At 60.0% G+C, this 21,959-nt stretch carries 18 protein-coding genes and 2 pseudogenes; 5 read left to right on the top strand and 15 right to left on the bottom strand.

The features are described 5' to 3' along the window. Positions 1-73: 73 nt before the first annotated feature. The 8 genes from BF99_RS0115170 to BF99_RS0115125 all read right to left on the bottom strand — a co-directional run bounded on the left by BF99_RS0115170 (position 74) and on the right by BF99_RS0115125 (position 9,249). On the bottom strand, positions 74-1,192 hold the full coding sequence (locus BF99_RS0115170) for a RodZ domain-containing protein (protein WP_025771629.1): 1,119 nt from the start codon (positions 1,190-1,192) through the stop codon (positions 74-76). A gap of 30 nt (positions 1,193-1,222) precedes the next feature. Continuing rightward, positions 1,223-2,413: a 23S rRNA (adenine(2503)-C(2))-methyltransferase RlmN gene (rlmN, locus tag BF99_RS0115165; protein WP_306699909.1), complete on the bottom strand. Its 1,191-nt coding sequence runs from the start codon at positions 2,411-2,413 to the stop codon at positions 1,223-1,225. A gap of 87 nt (positions 2,414-2,500) precedes the next feature. Beyond that, positions 2,501-2,935 carry a nucleoside-diphosphate kinase gene (gene ndk, locus BF99_RS0115160; protein ID WP_025771627.1) on the bottom strand — a complete coding sequence of 145 codons (435 nt, stop codon included), beginning with the start codon at positions 2,933-2,935 and terminating at the stop codon, positions 2,501-2,503. Between the two features lie 208 nt (positions 2,936-3,143). Then, complete coding sequence (locus BF99_RS0115150) at positions 3,144-3,464, bottom strand: HesB/IscA family protein (protein WP_025771626.1); 321 nt, start codon at positions 3,462-3,464, stop codon at positions 3,144-3,146. Next, positions 3,449-3,994: an Rrf2 family transcriptional regulator gene (locus BF99_RS21140; RefSeq protein WP_025771625.1), complete on the bottom strand. Its 546-nt coding sequence runs from the start codon at positions 3,992-3,994 to the stop codon at positions 3,449-3,451. Before BF99_RS21140 ends, BF99_RS0115150 begins: the two co-directional genes overlap by 16 nt. 330 nt (positions 3,995-4,324) lie before the next feature. After that, entirely contained in the window at positions 4,325-7,102 is a 2,778-nt protein-coding gene (locus BF99_RS0115135; protein WP_025771622.1) for a valine--tRNA ligase, read from the bottom strand. Between the two features lie 47 nt (positions 7,103-7,149). Beyond that, a complete protein-coding gene (locus tag BF99_RS0115130; protein ID WP_025771621.1) occupies positions 7,150-7,590 on the bottom strand; it encodes a DNA polymerase III subunit chi in 441 nt (146 codons plus the stop codon). A 36-nt stretch (positions 7,591-7,626) separates the two neighbouring features. After that, on the bottom strand, positions 7,627-9,249 hold the full coding sequence (locus tag BF99_RS0115125) for a leucyl aminopeptidase (RefSeq protein ID WP_025771619.1): 1,623 nt from the start codon (positions 9,247-9,249) through the stop codon (positions 7,627-7,629). A gap of 436 nt (positions 9,250-9,685) precedes the next feature. On the opposite strand from BF99_RS0115125, the gene lptF reads away from it, so the two are divergent. Both lptF and lptG read left to right on the top strand, forming a co-directional pair. Beyond that, on the top strand, positions 9,686-10,879 hold the full coding sequence (lptF, locus tag BF99_RS0115115; protein ID WP_025771615.1) for an LPS export ABC transporter permease LptF: 1,194 nt from the start codon (positions 9,686-9,688) through the stop codon (positions 10,877-10,879). Continuing rightward, a complete protein-coding gene (gene lptG / locus BF99_RS22150; RefSeq protein ID WP_025771613.1) occupies positions 10,876-11,934 on the top strand; it encodes an LPS export ABC transporter permease LptG in 1,059 nt (352 codons plus the stop codon). Before lptF ends, lptG begins: the two co-directional genes overlap by 4 nt. A 122-nt stretch (positions 11,935-12,056) precedes the next feature. On the opposite strand, the gene BF99_RS21130 is transcribed toward lptG, so the two are convergent. The 3 genes from BF99_RS21130 to apbC form a co-directional block, all read right to left on the bottom strand. Next, positions 12,057-12,563, bottom strand: a complete 507-nt coding sequence (locus tag BF99_RS21130; RefSeq protein WP_081759307.1) for an RDD family protein — start codon at positions 12,561-12,563, stop codon at positions 12,057-12,059. Positions 12,564-12,609: 46 nt separating this feature from the next. Next, positions 12,610-13,176 (bottom strand): dCTP deaminase, encoded by a 567-nt coding sequence (dcd, locus tag BF99_RS0115100; protein ID WP_025771609.1) that lies wholly within the window; start codon positions 13,174-13,176, stop codon positions 12,610-12,612. 97 nt (positions 13,177-13,273) lie between these two features. Next, positions 13,274-14,359, bottom strand: coding sequence for an iron-sulfur cluster carrier protein ApbC (gene apbC / locus BF99_RS0115095; RefSeq protein WP_025771607.1), 1,086 nt, complete (start codon positions 14,357-14,359; stop codon positions 13,274-13,276). A gap of 491 nt (positions 14,360-14,850) precedes the next feature. Here apbC and metG point away from each other — a divergent pair, with 491 nt between their 5' ends. The 3 genes and pseudogenes from metG (at position 14,851) to nth (ending at position 18,453) form a co-directional block, all read left to right on the top strand. Next, entirely contained in the window at positions 14,851-16,956 is a 2,106-nt protein-coding gene (metG, locus tag BF99_RS0115085; RefSeq protein ID WP_025771603.1) for a methionine--tRNA ligase, read from the top strand. Positions 16,957-17,062: 106 nt separating this feature from the next. Beyond that, positions 17,063-17,465 (top strand): annotated as a pseudogene (locus BF99_RS24030) (RnfABCDGE type electron transport complex subunit B); the annotation flags it as partial. A gap of 349 nt (positions 17,466-17,814) precedes the next feature. Then, positions 17,815-18,453, top strand: a complete 639-nt coding sequence (gene nth, locus BF99_RS0115075; protein WP_025771601.1) for an endonuclease III — start codon at positions 17,815-17,817, stop codon at positions 18,451-18,453. An 87-nt stretch (positions 18,454-18,540) separates the two neighbouring features. On the opposite strand, the gene BF99_RS22145 is transcribed toward nth, so the two are convergent. From BF99_RS22145 to BF99_RS0115050, 4 genes and pseudogenes are all read right to left on the bottom strand, one after another. Then, positions 18,541-19,461, bottom strand: coding sequence for a hypothetical protein (locus BF99_RS22145; protein WP_025771599.1), 921 nt, complete (start codon positions 19,459-19,461; stop codon positions 18,541-18,543). A gap of 30 nt (positions 19,462-19,491) precedes the next feature. Beyond that, entirely contained in the window at positions 19,492-20,199 is a 708-nt protein-coding gene (locus BF99_RS0115060; protein WP_081759300.1) for an HAD family hydrolase, read from the bottom strand. Between the two features lie 14 nt (positions 20,200-20,213). Next, a complete protein-coding gene (gene ubiG, locus BF99_RS21120; protein WP_081759306.1) occupies positions 20,214-21,023 on the bottom strand; it encodes a bifunctional 2-polyprenyl-6-hydroxyphenol methylase/3-demethylubiquinol 3-O-methyltransferase UbiG in 810 nt (269 codons plus the stop codon). Positions 21,024-21,125: 102 nt separating this feature from the next. Next, a pseudogene (locus tag BF99_RS0115050) lies at positions 21,126-21,863 on the bottom strand (amidohydrolase family protein); the annotation flags it as partial. Positions 21,864-21,959 lie beyond the last annotated feature (96 nt).

Genomic DNA, 21,959 nt, shown 5'->3' with positions numbered 1-21,959 from the left:
GAACTTGCATCGAGCCTATAAGTGCACCTTGGCCGAATTATCGCACCGAATGCCCGGGATCGGTCGAAATCGATCACCTCTCCAAGCGAAATCTTGCGATGCCATTGAGGGTGTGGGGGCCATAATCGAAAGGCACATCGTTGAATTGCACCTCCACATCCTTGGCATTGCCGAGCAGGACGTCGAAGGGCGAATCCCCGACGAGTGAAATCTCGCGATCGGCATCGGCGAGTTCGAACATCAGGCGTTCACCGTTCCGGTCGTAGACCTCGATCCACGATTCATGGCGAAGACGGATGGTCAGTCGGGAGGGGCCGCCCGGGGATATCGTTGCTTGGGGGGATGGCGACGATGCGCTCGACGACTCGCCGGGGCTTTCATCGGCGATGCCATCGGCAATCGAGTCCTCGTCGGTGTCATCGCTCGCCCGGGGCTCGCCTTGATCCCCGGTGGCCGAAGACCCATCCCCATCCTCGCTCGTCGGCGATGACTCGGTTCCTTGGTCGTCCTCGATGGCGATCTCGAAGGTCGAGGCCGGAGCGGCCGCCGCGAGCGCAGTCGTGTCATCGAGAGATTCTTGCGAAGCGAAGCCCCCGGTATCATCGGTCGAATCGCCGATCGGAAAATTGCCTTCGTCATCGATCGCTCGTTCGGTGGTATTCGATACGGATTCGGTCGCAGAAGAGGAGAAAGAAAAATCGTTCGGAATGTCGCCTCGGCTTCCCGATTCGCTGTCGACGCTTCTCGTGGAGTCACCGCTGTCGGTGAGCTGGAAGTCGAATCCGTCGGGGGTTCGGGATTGCCACCACAGCATGACGAGCACGATCAATCCCGCCACTCCCACATGCGTCAGGGTGCGAAAAAGCGTTTCCGAGGGCTGGATGGATTGCGAGAGCGGGGTGCTGGTTTCCAGCTTGGGCGGGGGAAAGCTATGGCGTTCGTAGGCCTCGAGCAAGGGATCGGGCGAGATATCGAGTTGACGGGCGTAGGTACGCAGATAACCCCGCACGAAGATCGGAGCCGGAAGATTATCGAAATCGTCGTTTTCCAGCGCTTCGAGGATCTTCGGTCGCAAGGGCAATTCGGCGGCGATTTCCTGGATGCTGCGCCCGGATTCCTCCCGTGCCCGGCGAAGACGGGACCCGATCTCCGAGTCATCCTCGATGCTTGCCTGAGTGGCCGTGCTTTCCATGATCGATGGGATGGGTCGAAGGAGGGGCGATCAACCCAAGGGGCGATCGATAGGCGATCCGCCGCAAGCCTCGGGGGCCGGCGGGGGGCAAGCCAGAGGAGGCCGACAAGGTGCGATCGTCGGCGATGGCATGGCTTTTTTCGCTGCGCTGCGGCGCCCTCTCGCCATCACCCTTCCCGCAAGCTGACCGCAAGCGGCATCGATATCGTCGCCTCGGGTCTTGCGGGTGACGGTCATCAATCCTGCGGACATCAGACGATCCCGGAATCGTTCGATCACCGTCGGCGGGGAACGATGGTAGGGGATGCCGACGAAGGGGTTGAAGGGGATCAGGTTGACTTTCGCGGGGATATCGCTCAAGCGGTCGATGAGGCGTCGGGCATGATCGAGGCTGTCGTTGACACCGTCGATCATCACATATTCGAAGGTGATCTTCTGGCGGGGCAGGGCATCGGCGAACTCCCGGCAGGACTCCAACAAGACCTCGATGGGGTATTTGCGATTGATGGGAACGAGCTCGTCGCGCAAAGGATTGTCGGGGGCGTGCAAGGAGACCGCAAGGCTGACCGGGCAGCTTCGAGCGAGGCTGCGAATCCCCGGCACCACGCCGGCGGTGCTCAAGGTGATTTTTTTTCGCGCCAGCCCGAAGGCCAGATCGTCGAGCATCAATTCCAATGCCGGGATCACATTGGCAAGATTCAACAGCGGCTCTCCCATCCCCATCAAGACCACATTCGTGATGCTGCGGCCGCCATTGTCAGGGCTCTCGAGCAGTTGCTGCGCCAGCCAGATCTGGGCAACGATCTCCTGAGTTCGCAAGTTGCGATTGAAGCCTTGTCTTGCGGTTGCGCAAAAACTGCAGTTGAGGGCGCAGCCGACTTGGGATGAGATGCACAAGGTGCCGCGATCGCCGTCCGGGATATGAACCGTCTCCACGCAGTTGCCGCAGTCGAGCTCGAAGAGCCATTTGCGGGTACCGTCGGCCGAAAGGCGATCGGAGGCTACCCTCGGCGGGGTGATTGCCGCGCTCGCCGCCATCTTCGCACGCAAGGCCTTCCCCAAATCCGTCATCTTGGAGAAGTCATCGATATTGCGGTGGTAGATCCACTTCAATATCTGGTCGCCGCGATAGGGTTTTTCGCCCACCGAAGCGAGAAACTCGCGCATTGCGGTGCGGGTCAATCCCAAAAGATCGGTCTGTTCCTCGCCGACGTCGTTCACGCCGCTTGGGTTGTCCGCAAGGCTGGTAAGGGCGGGTTGCACGAGGTCGAGGCTTCGAAGGACAAGATCGGGACTAAAAGGTCGGGATCAGCGGGTACGGGGACAGATATCGCCTGCCGATCCGAAAAAGAATTCGATTTCACCGCGAGCGGTCTCGCTCCCGTCGGATCCGTGCACCGCATTTTCCGTCACTTCGCTCGCGAAATCCGCCCGAATGGTGCCCGCAGCGGCATCGCTCGGATTGGTCGCCCCCATCACTTCGCGATTCTTGGCGATGGCATCCTCCCCTTCGAGGATTTGCACCATGCATGGGCCGGAGGTCATGAAGCCCACGAGTTCGTCGAAAAAAGGACGCTCCCGGTGCACGGCGTAGAAGGCCTCGGCGCTCTCGCGTGAAAGATGCACCATACGGGCGGCGACGATGCGAAGCCCGGCGGATTCGAAGCGGCGGTAGATCTCCCCGATGACATTCTTGCCGACGGCATCGGGTTTGATGATGGAGAGGGTTCGTTCCAGCGCCATGCGAAAAAACTCCAAGTCGATAAAAAAGCAGGACCGGCCGACGATTGCGCCGACGAGTGCGGCAACGTCGACATGTTTTCGGTTCGTCAAGAACCGAAAGATGGTGGAAATCCAAGGGCTTCCAAGCGATGAACGCCGAGCGATGGTCGATATTCGAAGCGATCTGTGAGGTCTTTTCGATCCGAATCGTCTTTCGAATCTCGAACCGTCAAACCCCGAAACTCTCGCCGCAGCCGCAGCGATTTTTCACATTCGGATTATCGTAGGTGAAACCCTCGTTCAAACCGTCTTGGGCGAAATCGATATGAGTGCCGTCGATCATCGGCAGGCTTTGGGGATCGACGATGACCTTGATCCCCATCGATTCGAAGACTCGGTCCCCCTCGCCGATTCGATCGTCGAGATCCACCACATAAGCGAAACCGGAGCAGCCGGTGCGCTTGACGGCGAGTCGAAGCCCGGCATCGCTGCGATCGGCGAGAAAGCGGTGGACGCGGCGGGCGGCATTTTCGCTCAAAGTGATTGACATGGCATGGTCTCGGTTCGTTCGGAGGACTCGTTCGCAAGTGTGGGGCTTTCGATCACCACGGATATCCCTTGCGCATCGTTGGCGCCGCTCTTTCGATCGATGGATCCCGTATCGATCGTTTCTTGCGCCCGGCATCGCTCGACCAGCTCCGCCAGATTGATGGCGGAAAGAAATTCCTCGATTCGGTGTCCGAGATCCCTCCATAGATCATGGGTCAAGCAGCGCTCATGGTTGCGACAATTTTCCTTGCCTCGGCAATGGGTGATGTCGACGCTCTCCTCGACGGCATCGATGACATCGGCGACCGCGATCGATTCCGGTGCGAAACCCAATCGATAACCGCCCTTCGGGCCGCGGATGCTGTTGACCAACCCCCGGCTTCGCAGCTGCGCGAAAAGGCGCTCCAAGAACGAGAGCGAAATCCCTTGCCTGCGCGCGATATCTCCGAGCGAAACCGAGCCCTGGTCATGATGCAAGGCCAAGTCGAGCATCGCCGTCACGGCGTAGCGACTTTTTGCGGTGAGTCGCATATCGGTGCTCCGCCAAATTGTCGGGGGCCAAATTGCCGGGGTATGTGAAAATTTACATAAAACAGGCGCATGGGGTCAAGTCCCGACGATGGAAATATCGAGCCTCGATGAAAAAATCATCCACGGTCTTCAAGAGTCTTTCGAGATTGACAATGGTATCGAAGCGGCGAAATTGCAATATCCGCCTAGAAACGACGATATCCGATTTTATGAAATTCGCAATGGTCAATCCATCCCGATTCGAGGGACCGAGGACTCGCTCGACCCGGTGTTTTTTTCGAAGCCGAGTCGTTTGCGGTCCCATCGGGGATCCCACTCCTTCTCGAATGCTCACTTTGCAAGCGCATCGCGCTTGGTTTTGAGGCTATCGAGCGAGGCTTCGATTTCGGATACCCGCGATCGTTCCTTGGCTACCACTTCCGCCGGTGCGCGATCCAAAAACGAGGCATTGGCGAGCTTCGCCGTGGAGCGCTCCAATGAGCGGGAGAGTTTTTCGATTTGCCGATCCAATCGCTCGATCTCGATCTCCTTGTTCACCAACCCTTCCAAGGGAACGAGGATTTCCATGCCGCCGAGCAAGGCGGTGGCGGTATTCGCCCCTGCAGGAGTCGGGGTCCCTTCGTCATCGAAGCGGATGGATTCGATGCGGGCGAGGGTTCGCACACAGGATTCACCGCCGGCGATCCGTTCGCGCTCGAGGGCTTTGGCATTGCGCAGGATCACCGGGATTTTTTGCCCCGGGGCAATATCGAGCTCCCCTCGGATATTGCGGATGGCGAGGATCAGATCCTTTATCCAGTCGACATGGGCGATGGCCTCGCCATCTTCTTTCTCGATCGCCGGCTCATCGCTCGGCGAGGGCCACGGCTGCAGCATCAGGGTTCGGCCGCTCTTTCGGGCGAGGGGAGCGATGCGCTGCCAGATCGCCTCGGTGATGAAGGGTATCAGGGGGTGGGCGAGGCGCAGTTGGATCTCGAGGCTTCGCGCCAGGGTGTCGAGGATCGCGCGGCGTCTTTGAGCCGGGGTATCGGGGTCGGCGAGGCGGGCTTTGGCGAATTCGAGATACCAATCGCAGAATTCGTTCCAGATGCAATCGTAGATCGCCTGCGCCGCCAGATCGAGACGATAGCGCTCGAAGGCGGTGCGCATCCGCCCCTCGGTGCGGCGCAAGATGCCGAAGATCCATCTCTCCTCGACCCCCCCTTCATCCGGGCTCGATTCGCTCGCCGCTTGGTCGCTTTGCATCTGCACGAAGCGCGCGGCATTCCACATCTTGTTGCAGAAGTTGCGATAGCCTTGGATACGCCCGAGATCGAAGCGGATATCCCGTCCTTGGGTGGCCAAAGAGCAGAATGTGAAGCGCAGAGCGTCCGTCCCGTAAGCGGGGATGCCGTCGGGGAATTGTCGGCGAGTGGTGCGGGTGATCTGCGGGGCCAGTTGCGGCTGCATCAAACCGGTGGTGCGTTTGGCGATCAGATCGTCGAGTTCGATGCCGTCGATCAGATCGATGGGATCGAGAATATTGCCCTTCGATTTCGACATCTTGTTGCCATCGCCATCGCGCACCAAGCCGTGGATATAGACCTCGTGGAAGGGAACGTCGTCCATGAACTTGAGCCCGAACATGATCATGCGGGCCACCCAAAAGAAGATGATGTCGAATCCGGTGATCAGCACCGTGGTCGGGTAGAAGGTCGCAAGGCGTTCGGTGGAATCGGGCCATCCCAGGGTCGAGAAGGGCCAAAGCGCCGATGAATACCAAGTATCGAGCACGTCCTCGTCTTGGACCAAGGGCAGGGAGTCGGGGAGGGAGAGCCGTCGGCGCAGTTCTTCCTCGCTGCGGCCTACATAGATATTGCCTTCGGGGTCGTACCAGGCCGGGATGCGGTGCCCCCACCAGATCTGACGGCTGATGCACCAATCGTCGATATTGCGCATCCACTCGAAATAGGTTTTATCCCAGTGGTCGGGTACGAAACGGATACGACCCTCCTCGACCGCCCGGATCGCAGGTTCGGCCAAGGGAGCGGTTTTGACGAACCATTGATCGGTGAGATAGGGCTCGATCACCGCCTGCGAACGATCCCCCCTCGGGACCATCATGCGATGCTTTTCGCTGTGCGCAACGAGTCCTCTTGCTTGTAGATCCTCGATGATCTTGCTGCGGGCCTCGAAACGATCGAGCCCTCGATATGCTTCGGGAACTTCATCGTTGAGACGAGCGTCGGGGGTGAAGATGTTGATGCCCTCGAGGGCGTGGCGCGCTCCCACTTGCCAATCGTTGAAGTCGTGGGCCGGGGTGATCTTGACGCATCCGGTACCGAAGGCGGGATCGACCATTTCATCGGCGACGATCGGAACGATACGCCCCCCGATCGGCACGATCAGGTTTTTCCCCACCAGATGACGATAGCGGCCATCCTCGGGATGCACCGCGACCGCCACATCCCCCGGCACCGTTTCCGGGCGGGTGGTGGCGACCTCCATGAATCCCTCGCCCTCCTCCAAGGGATAGCGTATTCGCCACAGGAATCCTTCCTCTTCTTGCGCGATCACTTCCAGATCGGAAACCGCGGTGCGCAAAACCGGATCCCAGTTCACCAACCGCTTTCCGCGATAGACGAGGCCCTCATCGTAGAGTCGGACGAAGGTCTCGCGCACCGCCGCCGACAGCCCCTCGTCCATGGTGAAACGCTCGTGCTCCCAATCGACCGAGGCCCCCATGCGTCGCAGCTGGCGGGTGATGGTGCTGCCGGAATGCTCCTTCCAACGCCAAATCCGTTCGATGAAGGCCTCGCGTCCGAGATCGTGACGGCTCAGCCCTTGGGCATCGAGTTGGCGCTCGACCACCATCTGCGTGGCGATCCCCGCATGATCCGTACCCGGTTGCCAAAGGCTACGGCGACCTTGCATGCGCTGCCAACGGGTGAAGGCATCCATCAGGGTGTCCTGAAAGGCATGCCCCATGTGCAAGGTGCCGGTGACATTGGGCGGGGGGATCATGATGCACCACGGCTCACCGCTCCCCGAGGGAGAGAAATACCCTTGGCTCTCCCAAAATTCATACCAATACCGCTCGCCTTGCTGCGGATCCCAAGCCTTTTCCATGGGATCGGCAATGGAGAGATCTTCGCTCTTATCGGGGTTGACGGAGGTCATCGATGGGTCTCCAAAGTGAAACCGAGTCGGCGGTATTCGCGGTAGCGTCGGCGCCCGGCCCGGCGCTCGCTTTCGTCGGCGGGGATGATTTCGACGATGCGGGCCGCATCGCCGGCCTCTTTCGGCACCTCGGGAACGAGGGTGATGAGCACGTCGATCCTATCCCTCCACTGCCCCGGGATCCCGATGATGATGGGCGTAAGGGGCGAGATTTCGCTCGTCGAACCCTCGCCTTCGAGCATTTGGTGGGGAACGAAGCCGTCTTCTCGAAAGGTCCACAGACGATCGTCGATGCGCGATGCGGTGCCCGGATCCGGGGCGAGGATCAAGATTCGATGCCCTTTGCGCCAAGCCTTTTCGCTCAAACGACACACGAGAAGCTCCCGCGCCTCGCTGCCGCTTTCGCTGCGGATATGGAAATCCACCTTGGAAGACACGGGTCTTGCTTCGAAGATCGTGCGAATATCCGACGATCAGGCATCCTTGGCCGCTTTGTGCTTCGATGACGCGGATTTGCGCTTGGCCGCGGTGGTGACGACCCGCTTGCCGCTTTTTTCGCCCTTGGCCGCTTCACTCCTCGCCTTGGGGGCTTGGTTTCGGACTTGGCATGCGCGATCGATCAAATATCGACAAAGCAGGCCCACCGGTCTCCCCGTGGCTCCTTTTTCCTTGCCGCTCTTCCAAGCGGTGCCCGCAATATCCAGATGGGCCCAGCGCTCTTGTCGCGCGAAAATGGAAAGGAAGGAGGCGGCGGTGACCGCTCCGGCCTTGCTGCCCCCGATATTGGCGACATCGGCGAATCGACTTTTCAGCTGTTTTTCGTACTCGGGCCACAAGGGCATCTGCCATGCCCGGTCGCCGCTATCCTGTCCGGCTCGGAGGAGGGCGTCGGCCAAGGGCTGATGGTTCGAAAAAAGACCGCTGGCATGGGCTCCCAAGGCGACGACGCAGGCTCCGGTCAAGGTGGCGACATCGATGATGACCTCGGGTTCGAGGCTCTTCGCCCAAGTGATGGCGTCGCAAAGGATCAGCCGACCCTCGGCGTCGGTATTGAGGATCTCGACGGTGCGCCCGCTCATCGAGGTCACGATATCCCCGGGTTTGATCGCTTTTCCCCCGGGGAGGTTCTCGCAGGCGGGGACGATGGCCACGATATTGAGCGGCAAGGAGAGGCGGGCGCAAGCCTCGATCGTCCCGATGACGCTCGCCGCTCCGCACATATCGAATTTCATCTCGTCCATGGCCCCCGCAGGCTTGATCGAGATGCCACCGGAATCGAAGGTGATACCCTTGCCGATCAGCGCGATGGGTGCTTTCGATGCGCTCGCCCCCCGGTACTCGAGGACCACGAAGCGCGGCGCTTCGCGGCTGCCGCGGGCGACGGCGAGAAAGGCGTTCATCTTGAGCCGCTCGATGCGGGCTTCGTCCAGAATTCGAGCATGCACCTTGGGATGCCTTTTCGCGAGATCGCGGGCGGTGGTGGCCAAGTATTCCGGAGTGCAGATATTGCCGGGGAGGTTGCCGAGATCGCGGGCCAAGGTTCGGCCGGCGGCGATGGCTTGACCGGTGGCGATCCCTTCGTCGATTCGCCCCCGCTTCGCCCCGGAAGGGACATGGATGTCGATGCGCTTGATGGTCGAGTATCGGCGACGGGTCTTGGCGAGGGTGTGCTCGTATCGATAATCGGCGATATCGAGCTCCTCGATCGCCACGCAAGTGCGAGCGGCGGCATCGAGCCCATCGACCTCGATTTCGCTCAAGCACCAAGCCGCGCTTTGAACCCCGGCGCCTTTCAATGCCCGAGCGGCGGCGGCGCATATCCTGCGGAAATCGGCGGGGCCGATGCCGTCCCCATCGCCACCGCATCCGACAACGAGCACGCTGTCGGAGGCACCGCCGATCGATGAGTGGATATGCAAGGTTTTGCCGATTTCGGGGCGAAAACCGGATCTTCGCAATATCCTTTCCAACTCCCCGTTGCCCGCACCGTCGAGGGCGCTCAAGGTCTCGGTGCCCTGTTGCCGTTCATGGCTGCCGATGACAAGACAACCCTTACGGCTGCGAAGGGGATTGGCGGGTGTGGACTTGATTTCCATGGGTTAGGCAATCCTCATGCCATGACGATCCGGTCGTCGTAAGTGAAAGGGCTCCGTCGGGAGCGATTTTTTATTCGAAATCTCGGTATTTTGCGAGTATCCAAGGTTTTGGATCCCCATCGAACGCCCGAAAGAGCCACGAGCCAAGATCGCGAGCATGATGCGGATCATAAAAGAAACCGAGCGGGCGTTGCGCTTCTTGCGCGCAGGCAAAGTCCGCGCTCCTTCGAATCAAGGCTTCGAACTTCGCTCGCAAAGCCGCCTCGAGGCGATCGCTCGGCTCGCCGCCGCGTTTCGATCCCCATCGTCTTTCGAGCCTTCGACGTTTTTCGAGCGCGGTCCTTTACCTTGGTTTTTGCCTCGATGATGATCGATCTTTTGGTGGAATCGTTTTTTTCAATATCGCTTCCGATCATTTCGCAGCGGAGATCGAATCTTGATCATCAGGCGCTACCTCTATCGTGAAATTTGGCTGATATCGGTCGCGGTTTTCTCGGCCTTGATGCTGATCTACGCTTCGAACCGCTTCGGTCGCTATTTGGGGGATGCCGCCGCAGGTTCGCTCGCGCCGGAGCTGATCGTCGAAATGTTGGCGCTGAAACTCATCGAGCATGCGCCGACCATCCTCTCGATCGCCCTTTATATCGCGATCCTGATCGCATTGGGACGTCTTCATCGAGATAGCGAGATCGTCGCTTTCGAGGCCGGAGGCATCGGCCCCGGGTATTTCTTTCAAAGCATCCTGGGGCTCGTTTCGATCTTCGCCCTCGTCGGGGGGCTGCTCGCCTTCTTCGTCTCCCCGGCCGCGGTGTCGATACGAGCGGAGCTGGTGCACGAGGCGGGCGAGAAGGCGAAAACCGATCTCTTCGTATCGGGACGCTTTCGGGAATTCGATGGTGGCCGCCGGGTGGTCTTCGTCGGTCGGATCGACGGTGAAACCGGTCGGATGTTCGATATCTTCGTGCGCGTGCGCGATGCCGACGAGTCCTATATTCTCAGCGCCCGCGAGGCTCGGCAAAGCGAGGCCGAGGACGGCGCTCTTTATATCGTGTTGGAAAGGGGCGAGCGCTATTCGGCATCGACGAACGAGCGCGGCTTCACGGTGAGTCGCTTTGCGACCTACGGGGTGCGGATTCGCCAAGCGGGCGAATTCTCGGCCGTCTCCGCCAAGGTCAAGGCCATCGCCACCATGGATCTGATCGCCTCTTCGGATCCGGCCTATCGAGCGGAGTTGCAGCGCCGCCTGTCCACGGTGGTCTCGATCATTCTGCTCGGGATGCTGGCGGTGCCCTTGGCTCGTACCTCTCCCAAGGAGAGGCGTTATCTGCGATTGGTCGTCGCCATCGTGATCTATTTCGCCTATTACAACGCCGTCAATATCCTCGACGCCTTTGTCGATCAAGGCCGCATCCCGGCTTGGGTGGGACCGTGGCCCGCCCATGTCTCGATGGCGTTGCTGATCGCGATCCTTTCGATCCGGCAGATCGCCGGAGGATTGCGAAGACCGCGGCGATCTCGGGGATCGTCCCATCTCGATCCTCGTCGATCCGGCGCAGGCGGGGTCGATGACGATCCGGGATCCGCCGCTTTACAAGACGATCCGAGGGGATCGATGGATCGCCGCCGATGAAGATCGTCGATCGCTATGTCGCCCGATGCGTCGGCGGCAGCATCTCGTTGGTCTTGGCGGCCCTCGTGGCCTTGCTGACGGTATTGGCATTCGTCGGCGATCTCGAGGATGTCGGTCGAGGCGGCTACGGATTCGTCGATGCCCTGGAGCAAATGCTGCTCGGTCTGCCCCTTCGTATCTTCTTGCTTCTCCCCTTTGCGGTGATCATCGGGACTTTGACCGGGCTCGGCTCGTTGGCGGCATCGAAGGAGCTGATCGTCATTCGCGCATCGGGGATGTCGCCCTTGCGATTGGTCGTTTGCGTCCTGTGCGCTTGTTTGCCCTTGATCCTCGTTGCGGTGGTGATCGCGGAGACGATCGTTCCTTGGAGCGAGCGGATTTCGAAGGCGCATCGCGATCGCGCGCTCGGCAACGATGCTGCGCACGATATCGGGGTCTGGCTGCAAGGCAAGGACACCATCATCCATCTGCGACGCACGGTGAGCGCAAATCGTATCGAGGGGATCACGATCTACGAGATCGATCCCGAGCGGGGTTTGCAAGCGGAGATCACCGCCCGAAGCGCACGCTATGGCAAGGACGGCGGCTGGGTCTTGGAGGATCTGCAGCGCAAGGATATTTCCCTCGAAGGAATCGTCTCTTCGGTCGCAGCGCAAGCGGATTGGCCGGTGGCTTTCGAGCCCGAGATCATCACCGCCCTCTCGACGCCCCCGGATCAGTTGCCGGCGATCGGCCTTGTCCGCCATATCCGTTATTTGAAGCGCAACGGTCTTGAAGGCGATCGTTATGAAATCGCCCTGTGGTCGAAGCTGGCCTATCCTTTTTCGATCGTTGCGCTGATCGTGGTTGCGGTGCCTTTGGTCTTCGGCCGATTGGGCGGTTCCGGGGTCGGGCTTCGTATCATCGCCGGATGCCTGTTGGCCATCGGGGTGCATGTTCTCGGGCAAATCAGTGCCAAGGCCGGGATCGTCTACGGTCTTCCCCCGATCTTGGGCGCCTTCGCCCCGACCCTTGCATTGCTGATCGTCGGATTGTGGTTGCTCAGGCGAACATGACCATCGCCACCGCCTCGATTCCGCCTCGATCGTTCCCGGCCGTCGATGGAGTAGGGCGTTGCCGATGCCGCCACCGCTACGGACGGATGATCCCTTAGCGGGCTTTCCCGGCAAGGGGGCCTCTAAGGTGCGGGCGATTTTGCGGCATCGAGGCGATGAGAGGGGATGTATTCGATCACGGTATTGCATAGACGATCGTGCAAGGTGCGTTTTTCGGGATCGAAAAGACACCATAAAAAGCCCATGCCCGCAAGAATCAGCGAAAGGATGGCGGCGATGAAGCGCAGCAACGCCAGCCTCCAGTCGATACGCCGTCCGTGGCGAGTGCATAGCCTTATATTCCACGCCCGCATCCCGAGGGTCTGCCCGCTACGGGTCCAGCACCGGCCGAAATAGAGATAGCTCACGCCCAGCAGATAAAAAAGAAAGAGCGGATTCCCGGGGCGAATCGCCTCCCCACCGGTCAGGGCGAGGGCGGGGACGGTGGCGGCGAAGAGGATTGCGAAGAGCGATAGCGAATCGTAGAAAAAGGCGCAAAGCCGACGCATCGCCCCCGGGGGCGGACCATGAGGAATCGGGTCATCGGGCGAGGGGGTGGAAGGGAGCGGATTTTTCTTATCGAGAGCCATTTTCACCCCGCTCCCCTCGAATCTCATGGATCGATGGTCACCGCTTTCATGCGCGCGGCAGGGTAACGCCCTCTTGCTCCATATATTTTCCGGCGCGGTCTTGGTAGGAGATATCGCAATCCTCGTCGGATTCGAAGAAGAGCACTTGCGCCGCTCCCTCGTTGGCGTAGATCTTCGCCGGCAGCGGAGTGGTATTGGAGAATTCGAGGGTGACATATCCTCGCCATTCCGGCTCCAAGGGAGTGACGTTGACGATGATGCCGCAGCGAGCGTAGGTGGATTTTCCGACGCAGACGGTGAGGATATTCCTGGGGATGCGGAAATATTCGATGGTGCGGGCCAGGGCGAAGGAGTTCGGGGGGATGGTGCAGACATCGGCGATCACATCCACGAAGCTGGAATCGTCGAAATTCTTGGGATCGACGACAGTGGAGTTGATATTGGTGAAAATTTTGAATTCATTGGCGCAGCGGATGTCATAGCCGTAGCTCGACGTGCCGTAGGAGATCACCTTGGTGCCGTTTTTCTCGCGGATCTGGCGCTCCTCGAAAGGCTCGATCATCTTCATGGCATGCGCCATATCGCGGATCCATCGATCGGATTTGATGCTCATCGCTGGTGCTCGAAGGCGGGCCGGGAAACGAAACCGCGAGAACGACGCCCGCGCTCGAAAAAGGGAGTCGTCGTCGATCCCAAGGTAGGCGAGGGCCTTATTGAATGACGATGCGGGGAAAGGCTTGGCTGTAATCGCGCGCCCGCATCGAAAGCCTGGCCGCCACCTTGCGAGCGATTTCGCGATATTTCCTTGCCGTCGGGCTGTCGGGATCGCGGGCCACGGTGGGTTGTCCCGAATCGACATCCTCGCGGATACGACGATCCAGCGGCAGATCCCCGAGCAAGGTCACGCCGTATTCCGAGGCGATGCGCTGGCCCCCTCCGGCCCCGAAAATATGATCTTCGTGGCCGCATTGGCTGCAGACGTGGATGCTCATATTCTCGATGATGCCGAGCACCGGTACCTTGACCTTTTCGAACATCGCCAATCCCTTGCGCGCATCGAGCAAGGCGATATCTTGCGGGGTGGTGACGATGACCGCCCCGCTGACCGGGATGCGCTGGGCCAAGGTGAGCTGGATATCACCGGTACCGGGCGGTAGATCCACCACCAGATAGTCGAGCTCGCGCCAGTTGGTATCGCGCAGGAGTTGCTCCAAGGCCTGGGTTACCATCGGCCCGCGCCAGATCATCGGCGTATCCTCTTCGATCAGATAACCGATCGACATCGACTGGATGCGATAGCTGGTCATCGGTTCCAAGGATTTCCCGTCTTGCGAATCGGGCTTGCCCTGCGCCCCGAGCATCCGCGGTTGGCTCGGCCCGTAGATATCGGCATCCAATACCCCGGTGGTCGCGCCCTCGGCCGATAGGGCGAGGGCGAGATTGGCGGCGACGGTGGATTTTCCCACCCCGCCCTTGCCGGAAGCGACGGCGATGATATTGCGCACGTTCTTGAGGGCTTCCAAGCCTTGCTGAACCGCATGGGAGGCGACCTTCCAATCCACGCGAACCCTCGCCTCCTCGACCCCCTCGATCGCCGAGATGCGTTCTTCGAGCGCATCGACCAAGGTCTTTCGATAGCCGGCGGCGGGAAAACCGAGCATGATTTCCGCTTCGACCTTTCCGCCATCGATCTCCAAGGATTTGAGTGCCCCGGCGCTTTTCAAACTGCTCTCGCTATAAGGATCGCTGTAAGAGTTGATGCTTTGTTCGATTCGATCGCGCAAGGGGTCGGACATCTTCGCGCTCCGTTCAGGCGGTGATTGGGAGGGTCGATCCGGCAAGGGCTCGGGGTCGAGATGATAAGAAGGGTAAGGCGACTAAGGCGATTTCGAGTTTTGAAGTAGCGGATTCTACACCTCCCGATGCGGTTTGAGGGGCGAAAAGCGCACGCTTTGCCAATCGAGAGTCGACGATCGAGAGGTGCCGATCGAGACCGGCGCCTCTTCGGGGCATCGACTCGAAGGCTCTCGACATCGAGTCGCAGGTCAAAGGTCCTTGCAAGGCTCTTCGAAGGGTCTTGCAAGGGGCGCCCCCGAGCCGATGATGCAAGTCGGATGCAAAGACCTCGGGCGAAGGGGGATAAAAAGGTTCATAATCGCACCCGTCGAACCCCTTTTCGATGCTTCGAATCCGAACCATCTTCGAATCCGAACCATGGGGCGAAGCGGATCCCCCGCCCGAAAAGCCCGACCCCTCCTCGTCATAGCCCTAAGGATTGTCGATCGCCATGTCCGAATCAACGGATCCTCGTCCCCGGCGCACCTTGTTGGTGACCAGCGCGCTGCCTTATGCCAACGGTCCGATCCATATCGGCCACTTGGTCGAATATATCCAAGCCGATATCTGGGTGCGTTATTTGCGCATGCGCGGGCATCGCTGCATCCATGTCTGCGCCGACGACGGTCACGGAACCCCGATCATGCTCAAGGCGGAGCAGGAAGGCATGAGTCCGGAGGATCTGATCGATAGGATCGGCGAGGAGCACCGCGCCGATTTCAGGGATTTCGCGATATCCTTCGATAACTACCACACCACCCACTCGGCGGAAAATCGAGAATTATGCGAGTTGATCTACACCCGTTTGCGCGATGCCGGGCATATCGACACTCGCCGGGTGCTGCAAGCCTTCGATCGCGCCAAAGGGATGTTTCTCCCGGATCGCTATGTCAAGGGCACCTGCCCCAATTGCGGCGCCCCCGATCAATACGGGGATAACTGCGAAGTCTGCGGAGCCACTTATAGCCCATCGGATCTGAGCGATGCGGTATCGGTGATCTCGGGCGAGCCCCCGGATATGCGCGAATCCGAGCATTATTTCGTGCGCCTTGCGGATTTCGAGACGATATTGCGGCAATGGATCCGGGGCGAGAGAAATGTGGAAACGAGCGCATCGCCTCGATCGACCCCGCCGGTGCAAAAAGAGATTGCCAACAAGCTCGACGAATGGTTCGAAAAGGGCTTGGAGGATTGGGATATCTCCCGGGATGCCCCCTACTTCGGCTTCGAGATCCCCGGTATCGAGGATAAAAAATATTTCTATGTTTGGCTCGATGCCCCGATCGGTTATATGGCGAGCTTCCGTCATCTATGCAATCGCGATCCCGAGCTCGACTTCGACGCTTTTTGGAAGCCGGATTCGAAGGTGGAACTTTGCCATTTCGTGGGCAAGGATATCGCCTATTTTCACACCCTTTTTTGGCCTGCGATGCTGCATGGAGCCGGTTTTCGCATGCCCACCGATGTCTTCGTACACGGCTTTTTGACCGTCAACGGCCAAAAGATGTCCAAGCGCACCGGCACCTTCATCAAGGCCAGAACCTTCCTCGATCATGCCGATCCCGAATACTTGCGCTATTACTTCGCCTGCAAGCTGGCGAGCGGTATCGAGGATATGGATCTCAATTTCGATGATTTCCGTCAGCGGGTGAATGCCGATCTCGTCGGCAAGGTGGTCAATATCGCTTCGCGCTGCGCAGGCTTCATCCACCGTCGATTCGACGGCAAACTGGCGGCGAGACTCGAAGGAACGAAGGAACTCTTCGACGAGGTCGCCCCGACCTCGAAGCGTATCGCGGACCTCTACGAGGCGCGGGAATTCGCCAAGGCCATGCGCGAGATCAGCGCCTTTGCGGATCGGGTCAATCGCCATATCGACGACCGCAAGCCGTGGAATCTGATCAAGGAGGAGGCGACCTGGCCCGAGGTGCACGAGGTCTGTACCGGGGGACTCAATCTCTTCCGAGCGATCATGATCTGGCTATCTCCGGTGTTGCCCGAGATGGCCGAACGCGCCGGGGAATTCCTTCGCTCGAATCCGCTTGGTTGGGACGATGCCGCCACCGCCTTGTTGGATCGAAAGATAGCCCCCTTCGAGCCGCTGCTGACCCGCCTCGAAGCCAAGACCTTGGAGGCCATGGTCGCCTCCTCGGTGGAAGCCGCCCCCGAATCGAGCGGCGACCAAGACGGATCTGCCTCCCCGGATTCTTCCGGGATTGCGGATCGAATCGGAATCGAGGAGTTCATGAAGGTGGATCTGCGGGTGGCCAAGGTGATCGAAGCCGAGGCCGTCGAGGGTTCGGATAAGTTGATCAAGCTGCAGGTGGATGTCGGCGAAGAGGATCCACGCACGATATTCGCCGGGATCCGGGCCGCGTACGAGCCCCGATCGCTGATCGGCAGGCATGTGGTGATCGTCGCCAACTTGGCCCCTCGAACGATGCGTTTCGGGGTATCCCAAGCCATGATGCTATCGGCGGGGTCGGATGATTCGGCGCAGCAGGTCTTTGTGCTCGAAGTCGACGAAGGCGCTCGCCCCGGCATGCGGGTGAGGTGATGCCGACGAGCCTTGCGGGCACGCGTGTATATCGGAAATAAAGCGGCTATCGAATGGCAAGACTCGTCGATCGAAAAGCGCGCAAGAAAAGGGTGGCTCGAGGCTTGTGGATTCGAATACGCTGATCGATCGCATCGACGATCTTTTGCCCCAGACCCAGTGCGCTCGTTGCGGCTATCCGGCTTGCCGCCCCTACGCCGAAGCGATAGCGCTCGCCGATGCTTCGATCAACCGTTGTCCCCCGGGCGGCGAAAAAACCATCTCGGACCTTTCGAATCTCTTGGGGCTTCCGGTCCTGCCTTTGGATCTCGATTGCGGCGAGGCGGAATTCCCGCCCCCGATCGCATCGATCGACGAGCGCGCCTGCATCGGCTGCACCCTTTGCATCCCCGCCTGTCCGGTGGATGCGATCATCGGGGCCAAGCGTTGGATGCATACCGTGCTCGGCGCCGAATGCACCGGTTGCGCCCTTTGTATCGATCCCTGCCCGATGGACTGCATTCATCTGATCCCCCGCGATTCCCCGCTCGACCAAGCCGAAGATCCATGGCGCGAAAGATGGGAAAAACGTCGCCGAAGCGAGCGCGCACCGCGAGCCAAACGAAGCTACCTACGCCACCTCGACCGCGAAAAGACAGGAGATCTCGCCTTTCGAAGGCGCTCCAAGCGATCCCGCCCGTCCAAGGCATCGAAGCCCACCGAGGGGGCGGCAACCCCCCGAACGGGGATCGATGACGCCTCGCTCGATATCGAGCGGCGACGCGCGGTGATCGCCGCGGCGTTGAAGCGAGAGCGAGCCCGTCGATCCCCCTCCTTGACGAAAGAATCTTTCGATCGCCAACGAGCCGGAGATAAGGCTTGAACGCCGCCAAAAGACGGATGATCTTCGAGCGGCTGGCGCAGGCGAACCCTTCCCCGACCACCGAACTCGAATATTCATCGCCCTTCGAACTGCTGATCGCGGTGATGCTCTCGGCGCAGGCGACGGATATCAGCGTCAACCGAGCTACCGGCGATCTCTTTCGAGCCGCCCCCGATGCGGCGGCGATGGTGGCGCTCGGCGAAGATGGGGTGCGCACCCATATCCGCCATATCGGGCTGTTCAATACCAAGGCGAAAAACGTGATCAAAGCCTCGAGATTGCTTCTCGAACGCCATGAAGGACAAGTGCCTGCGGTACGAGAAGATCTTGAAGCCCTGCCCGGGGTCGGGAGAAAAACGGCGAATGTGGTGCTCAACACCGCCTTCGGCCGACCGACGGTGGCAGTGGATACCCATATCTTCCGGGTATCCAACCGCACCCGAATCGCCCCCGGCAAGAATGTAAAAGAGGTCGAGGATCGCTTGCTGCGACGGCTACCCAAGGAGTTCTTGCACAACGCCCATCATTGGCTGATCCTGCATGGACGCTATATCTGCACCGCCCGCCGCCCGCACTGCTCGCAATGCCCGATCCACGATCTATGCGAATACCCGGATAAGACCTCGGTACAGTGATCGTTGATCTTCAGGAACGATGATCGAACTTTTTCATCATAGCGATTGCCTTGAACGATCGGTTTTCGATACCAACCGAGAAAGCATTCAAGATCGATGTTGTTTATGAGCCTTGGCTTTGCGGGCGCATCGCCAAGCGATGAAGAGTTTGCGCAAGGGGGTGATCGAGGTCGGGCGGGGCTTGTCGAGGTTTGATGCGAGGCGGATTTCCGCTTGTCTGATCCGCAGCAGGATTTCGGTTTCGAGGAAAAGGGAATCCTTTGCGGGGGAGATGAGGGCGAGGGCTTCGCTCAGCGCATCGCCGGCCCCTCGGATTCGTTGTCGATGAGTCTTTGCGGTGTCATCGCCTTCTTCGTGCGAAGCGGTATTCGCTCTTTCTTCGAGATCCGCAGGGCTTGCCTTGAAGAGTCCTTGCAGTCCCGCCCAAAGACTCGGGGGTGGATTGGCTAGCATCGCCCGTTCGAGGGCTCTTCCGCAGGCGGCAAGGGCTGCTACTTTGCTTGCATCTTTCGTACAGGCATCCAGGGGGGGCGAGGGGTCTTCGCTCGGAGATGAGGCGGATTGCGGTGCATTCACGAGACCGTATTTGAGGGCGAGGCAATTGCCTCCGAAATCACGGCAAAAATCCTCCACATCCCTTTTTTGCGAAAGCCCATGGGCCACGGCATCGCCCGCCGCTCGCAGCATGCCGATCACCTCGGGCTTTCGCCAGAATTCCCTTCCGGCATGGCGACTCAATGCGATCGAGACCGGATGGCGGGGATGGCCATCTCTGGCCTCCATGATCTCGTCGCTCCACCAGTTGATCTTGTGGTCTTTGATATGGGGCTCGCCGGTATCGGCGATGATATCGAGCCATCGCTCCCTCAATGCATGCAGGGCGATGCTTGCCTCCCGCCGATATCGATGGGCGAAGGGTCCTCGGCCGGCGAAAAGGGTGGCGTAGTAGACGGCGGAGCCGGGCGGGGCATGCTCTCGCTCCAAAGAATCATCCGGCTTCGTTTGCACGGCGGCGATACAAGGGCTTCGAAGTGGACATCATGCGTGCGGGGCGAATCGTTCGCGCATCGCCCGATCGAGCAATTCATGGGGGGAGTCGGCATGGATATCCGCCCCCCAAGCGGAGGGCGGGTCGGCGGGGTCGATATAGCCCCATCCGGCGCTGACGGTCAGGGCTCCTACCGATCTTCCGGCCTCGATATCGGTGCGCGCATCGCCGACGAAGACGATATCTTCGGGGAGGATCGAGATGCGCTCGCAGGCGAGGAGCATGGGATCGGGGTGGGGCTTGGCGCGCGCCGCGCTGTCGCCGCCGACGATGCAGGCCGCCCGCCGATCGAGCCCCAAGGCGGCAAGCAGCCGAAGGCTGGGATCGAGGAGTTTGTTGGTAACCACCCCCCAGATGAGACCTCGTTCCTCGAGCCACTCGAGGAGGGGATCGATGCCCGCATAAAGGCGGGTTTTTCTTGCAATCCCCTCCAGATAAAGAGCGAGAAAGCGATCATGGAGGGATTCGATGATATCGGGGTCGGGAGCGGGTTCGGATTCGAAGGCGGCGACGACCATCGATCGCGCGCCCTTGGAAACGAAGGGACGAAGGCGATCGATCGACAGCGATTCGTCGGGTCCGATCCTTCCCGCCTGCCGAAAGCTCTCCTCCAAGGCGAGGACGAGATCGGGAAAGGTATCGGCCAAGGTGCCGTCGAGATCGAAGAGCATCGCCTTGAAGGAAGCCATATTAGCCATCGAGCTGCAGTCCTTTAAAGTGAATCCCCAAGGCTCGACCTCCGAGGCCGACCGGCGATGAAGGAGATCAGATAGTTGATGGAGCTATCTCGACTTCGCCCGAAGCCGCCCTTGACCGGCGACCAGGAAATTCCGTCGATCTTCTCGGCCATCAGGCCACAGGCTCTGCCCCACCTCGCCAGTTCCGAGGGGCGAACGAAACGGGCGTAGTCATGGGTGCCCTTGGGGAGCATGCCAAGGACATACTCGGCCATCAGCACCGCCAAAAGCCAGGATTTCGGATTGCGATTGATGGTCGAGAAGATGACCCGTCCCCCGGGGCGAACGAGGGTGGCGCAGGCGTGGACCAAGGATTCCGGATCCGGGACGTGCTCGATCAATTCCATGCAGGTCACGAGATCGAACGCGCCGGGGCGCTCCCCTGCGAGATCTTCGGCGGTCCCCGTCCGGTAGGCAAGGGAGATCGAACCGTCGATGGCGGTGGACGTGCGCTCGAGATGATCCTCGGCGACGGCGATCGTCTCGCTCGAGGCATCGATGCCGAGCACCCTCGCTCCGCGCAAGGCCAGCGCTTCGCTCAACAGCCCGCCTCCGCACCCGATATCGGCCACCGACGCTCCGTCGAGATCGATGCGCTCGGCGACGAAGGCACATCGTATCGGATTGAGTCGATGCAGCAGGCGGAAGGATCCTTGAGGGTCCCACCACTCGAAGGCCAACTTGGAAAATCTCGCAACATCCGCCTCGTCGGTATTCGAAGGCGATTCGGCTTGCGTCTCGGAGGAGGCATCGAAGGGGGCGTCGCTCGGTACCGCATCGATCATTGTTTTCGAGTTCTCCGATCTCTTCTCATCGATCGAGATGCAATCGTCGGGATGCAGCCCAAGGCAAAAGAGGGGCTCCAATCGCAAGCGACGAACGACTGTTCAAGCACTCGAGCCGATGATCTTGCGCTGCCAGCGATCCGCCTTTTCCAAAATCGCCTGTTCGTCCAAGGTGAGTAACTCGCCGTTGTCCAGCAAAGGCTCTCCTTCCACCCAGACATGGCTTACCTGCCTTCTCGATGCGGCATAGACGACTTGGGAGACGGGGTTGTAGACCGGCCGCGTCTCCGGCGCCCCGAGATCGATGGCGATGATATCCGCGGCTTTGCCCGGCACCAGGCTTCCGATCTCATCCTCGCGGGCGATGGCCCGGGCTCCGCCGAGGGTTGCCATTTCGAGAGCGCGGTGGGCGGGGACGGCGGTGGGATCGCCGGTGATCCCCTTGGCGAGCAAGCCTGCGGTCCGCAGCTCTTGAATCATGTCGAGATCGTTGTTGCTCGCCGCCCCGTCGGTGCCGATCGCGACATTGACCCCCGCTCGGTTCAATTCCCTCACCGGGGCGATGCCGCAGGCGATCTTGAGATTGGATTCGGCGCAGTGCACGACATGGGTCCCGCATTCGGCGAGCCGCTCCACTTCACTATCTCGTAGTTGGGTCATGTGGACCGTGATGAGCCGGGGGGACATCAATCCGAGCCTGTCCAAGCGCTCGAACGGGCGCACGCCGTATTGGGCGAGTCCTTGGGTGACTTCCTCCTCGCTTTCGTGCAGATGGGTATGGATTTGGATATCGAGCTCCTCGGCCAGAGTCGATATGCGCCGGAAGGAATCGTCCGATACCGTATAGGGGGCTCCGCACGCCCCCTATACGGTATCGGACGATTCCTTCCTACGCTTGTTTAGTTGCTATAAGTTAAACATAAAATAAGGATGTCA

This window comes from Thioalkalivibrio sp. HK1 (genome assembly GCA_000583135.1).
Lineage (GTDB): Bacteria > Pseudomonadota > Gammaproteobacteria > HK1 > HK1 > HK1.
Note: the sequence above shows the minus strand (reverse complement) of the source record. Positions and strands in the feature narration are given on the sequence as shown.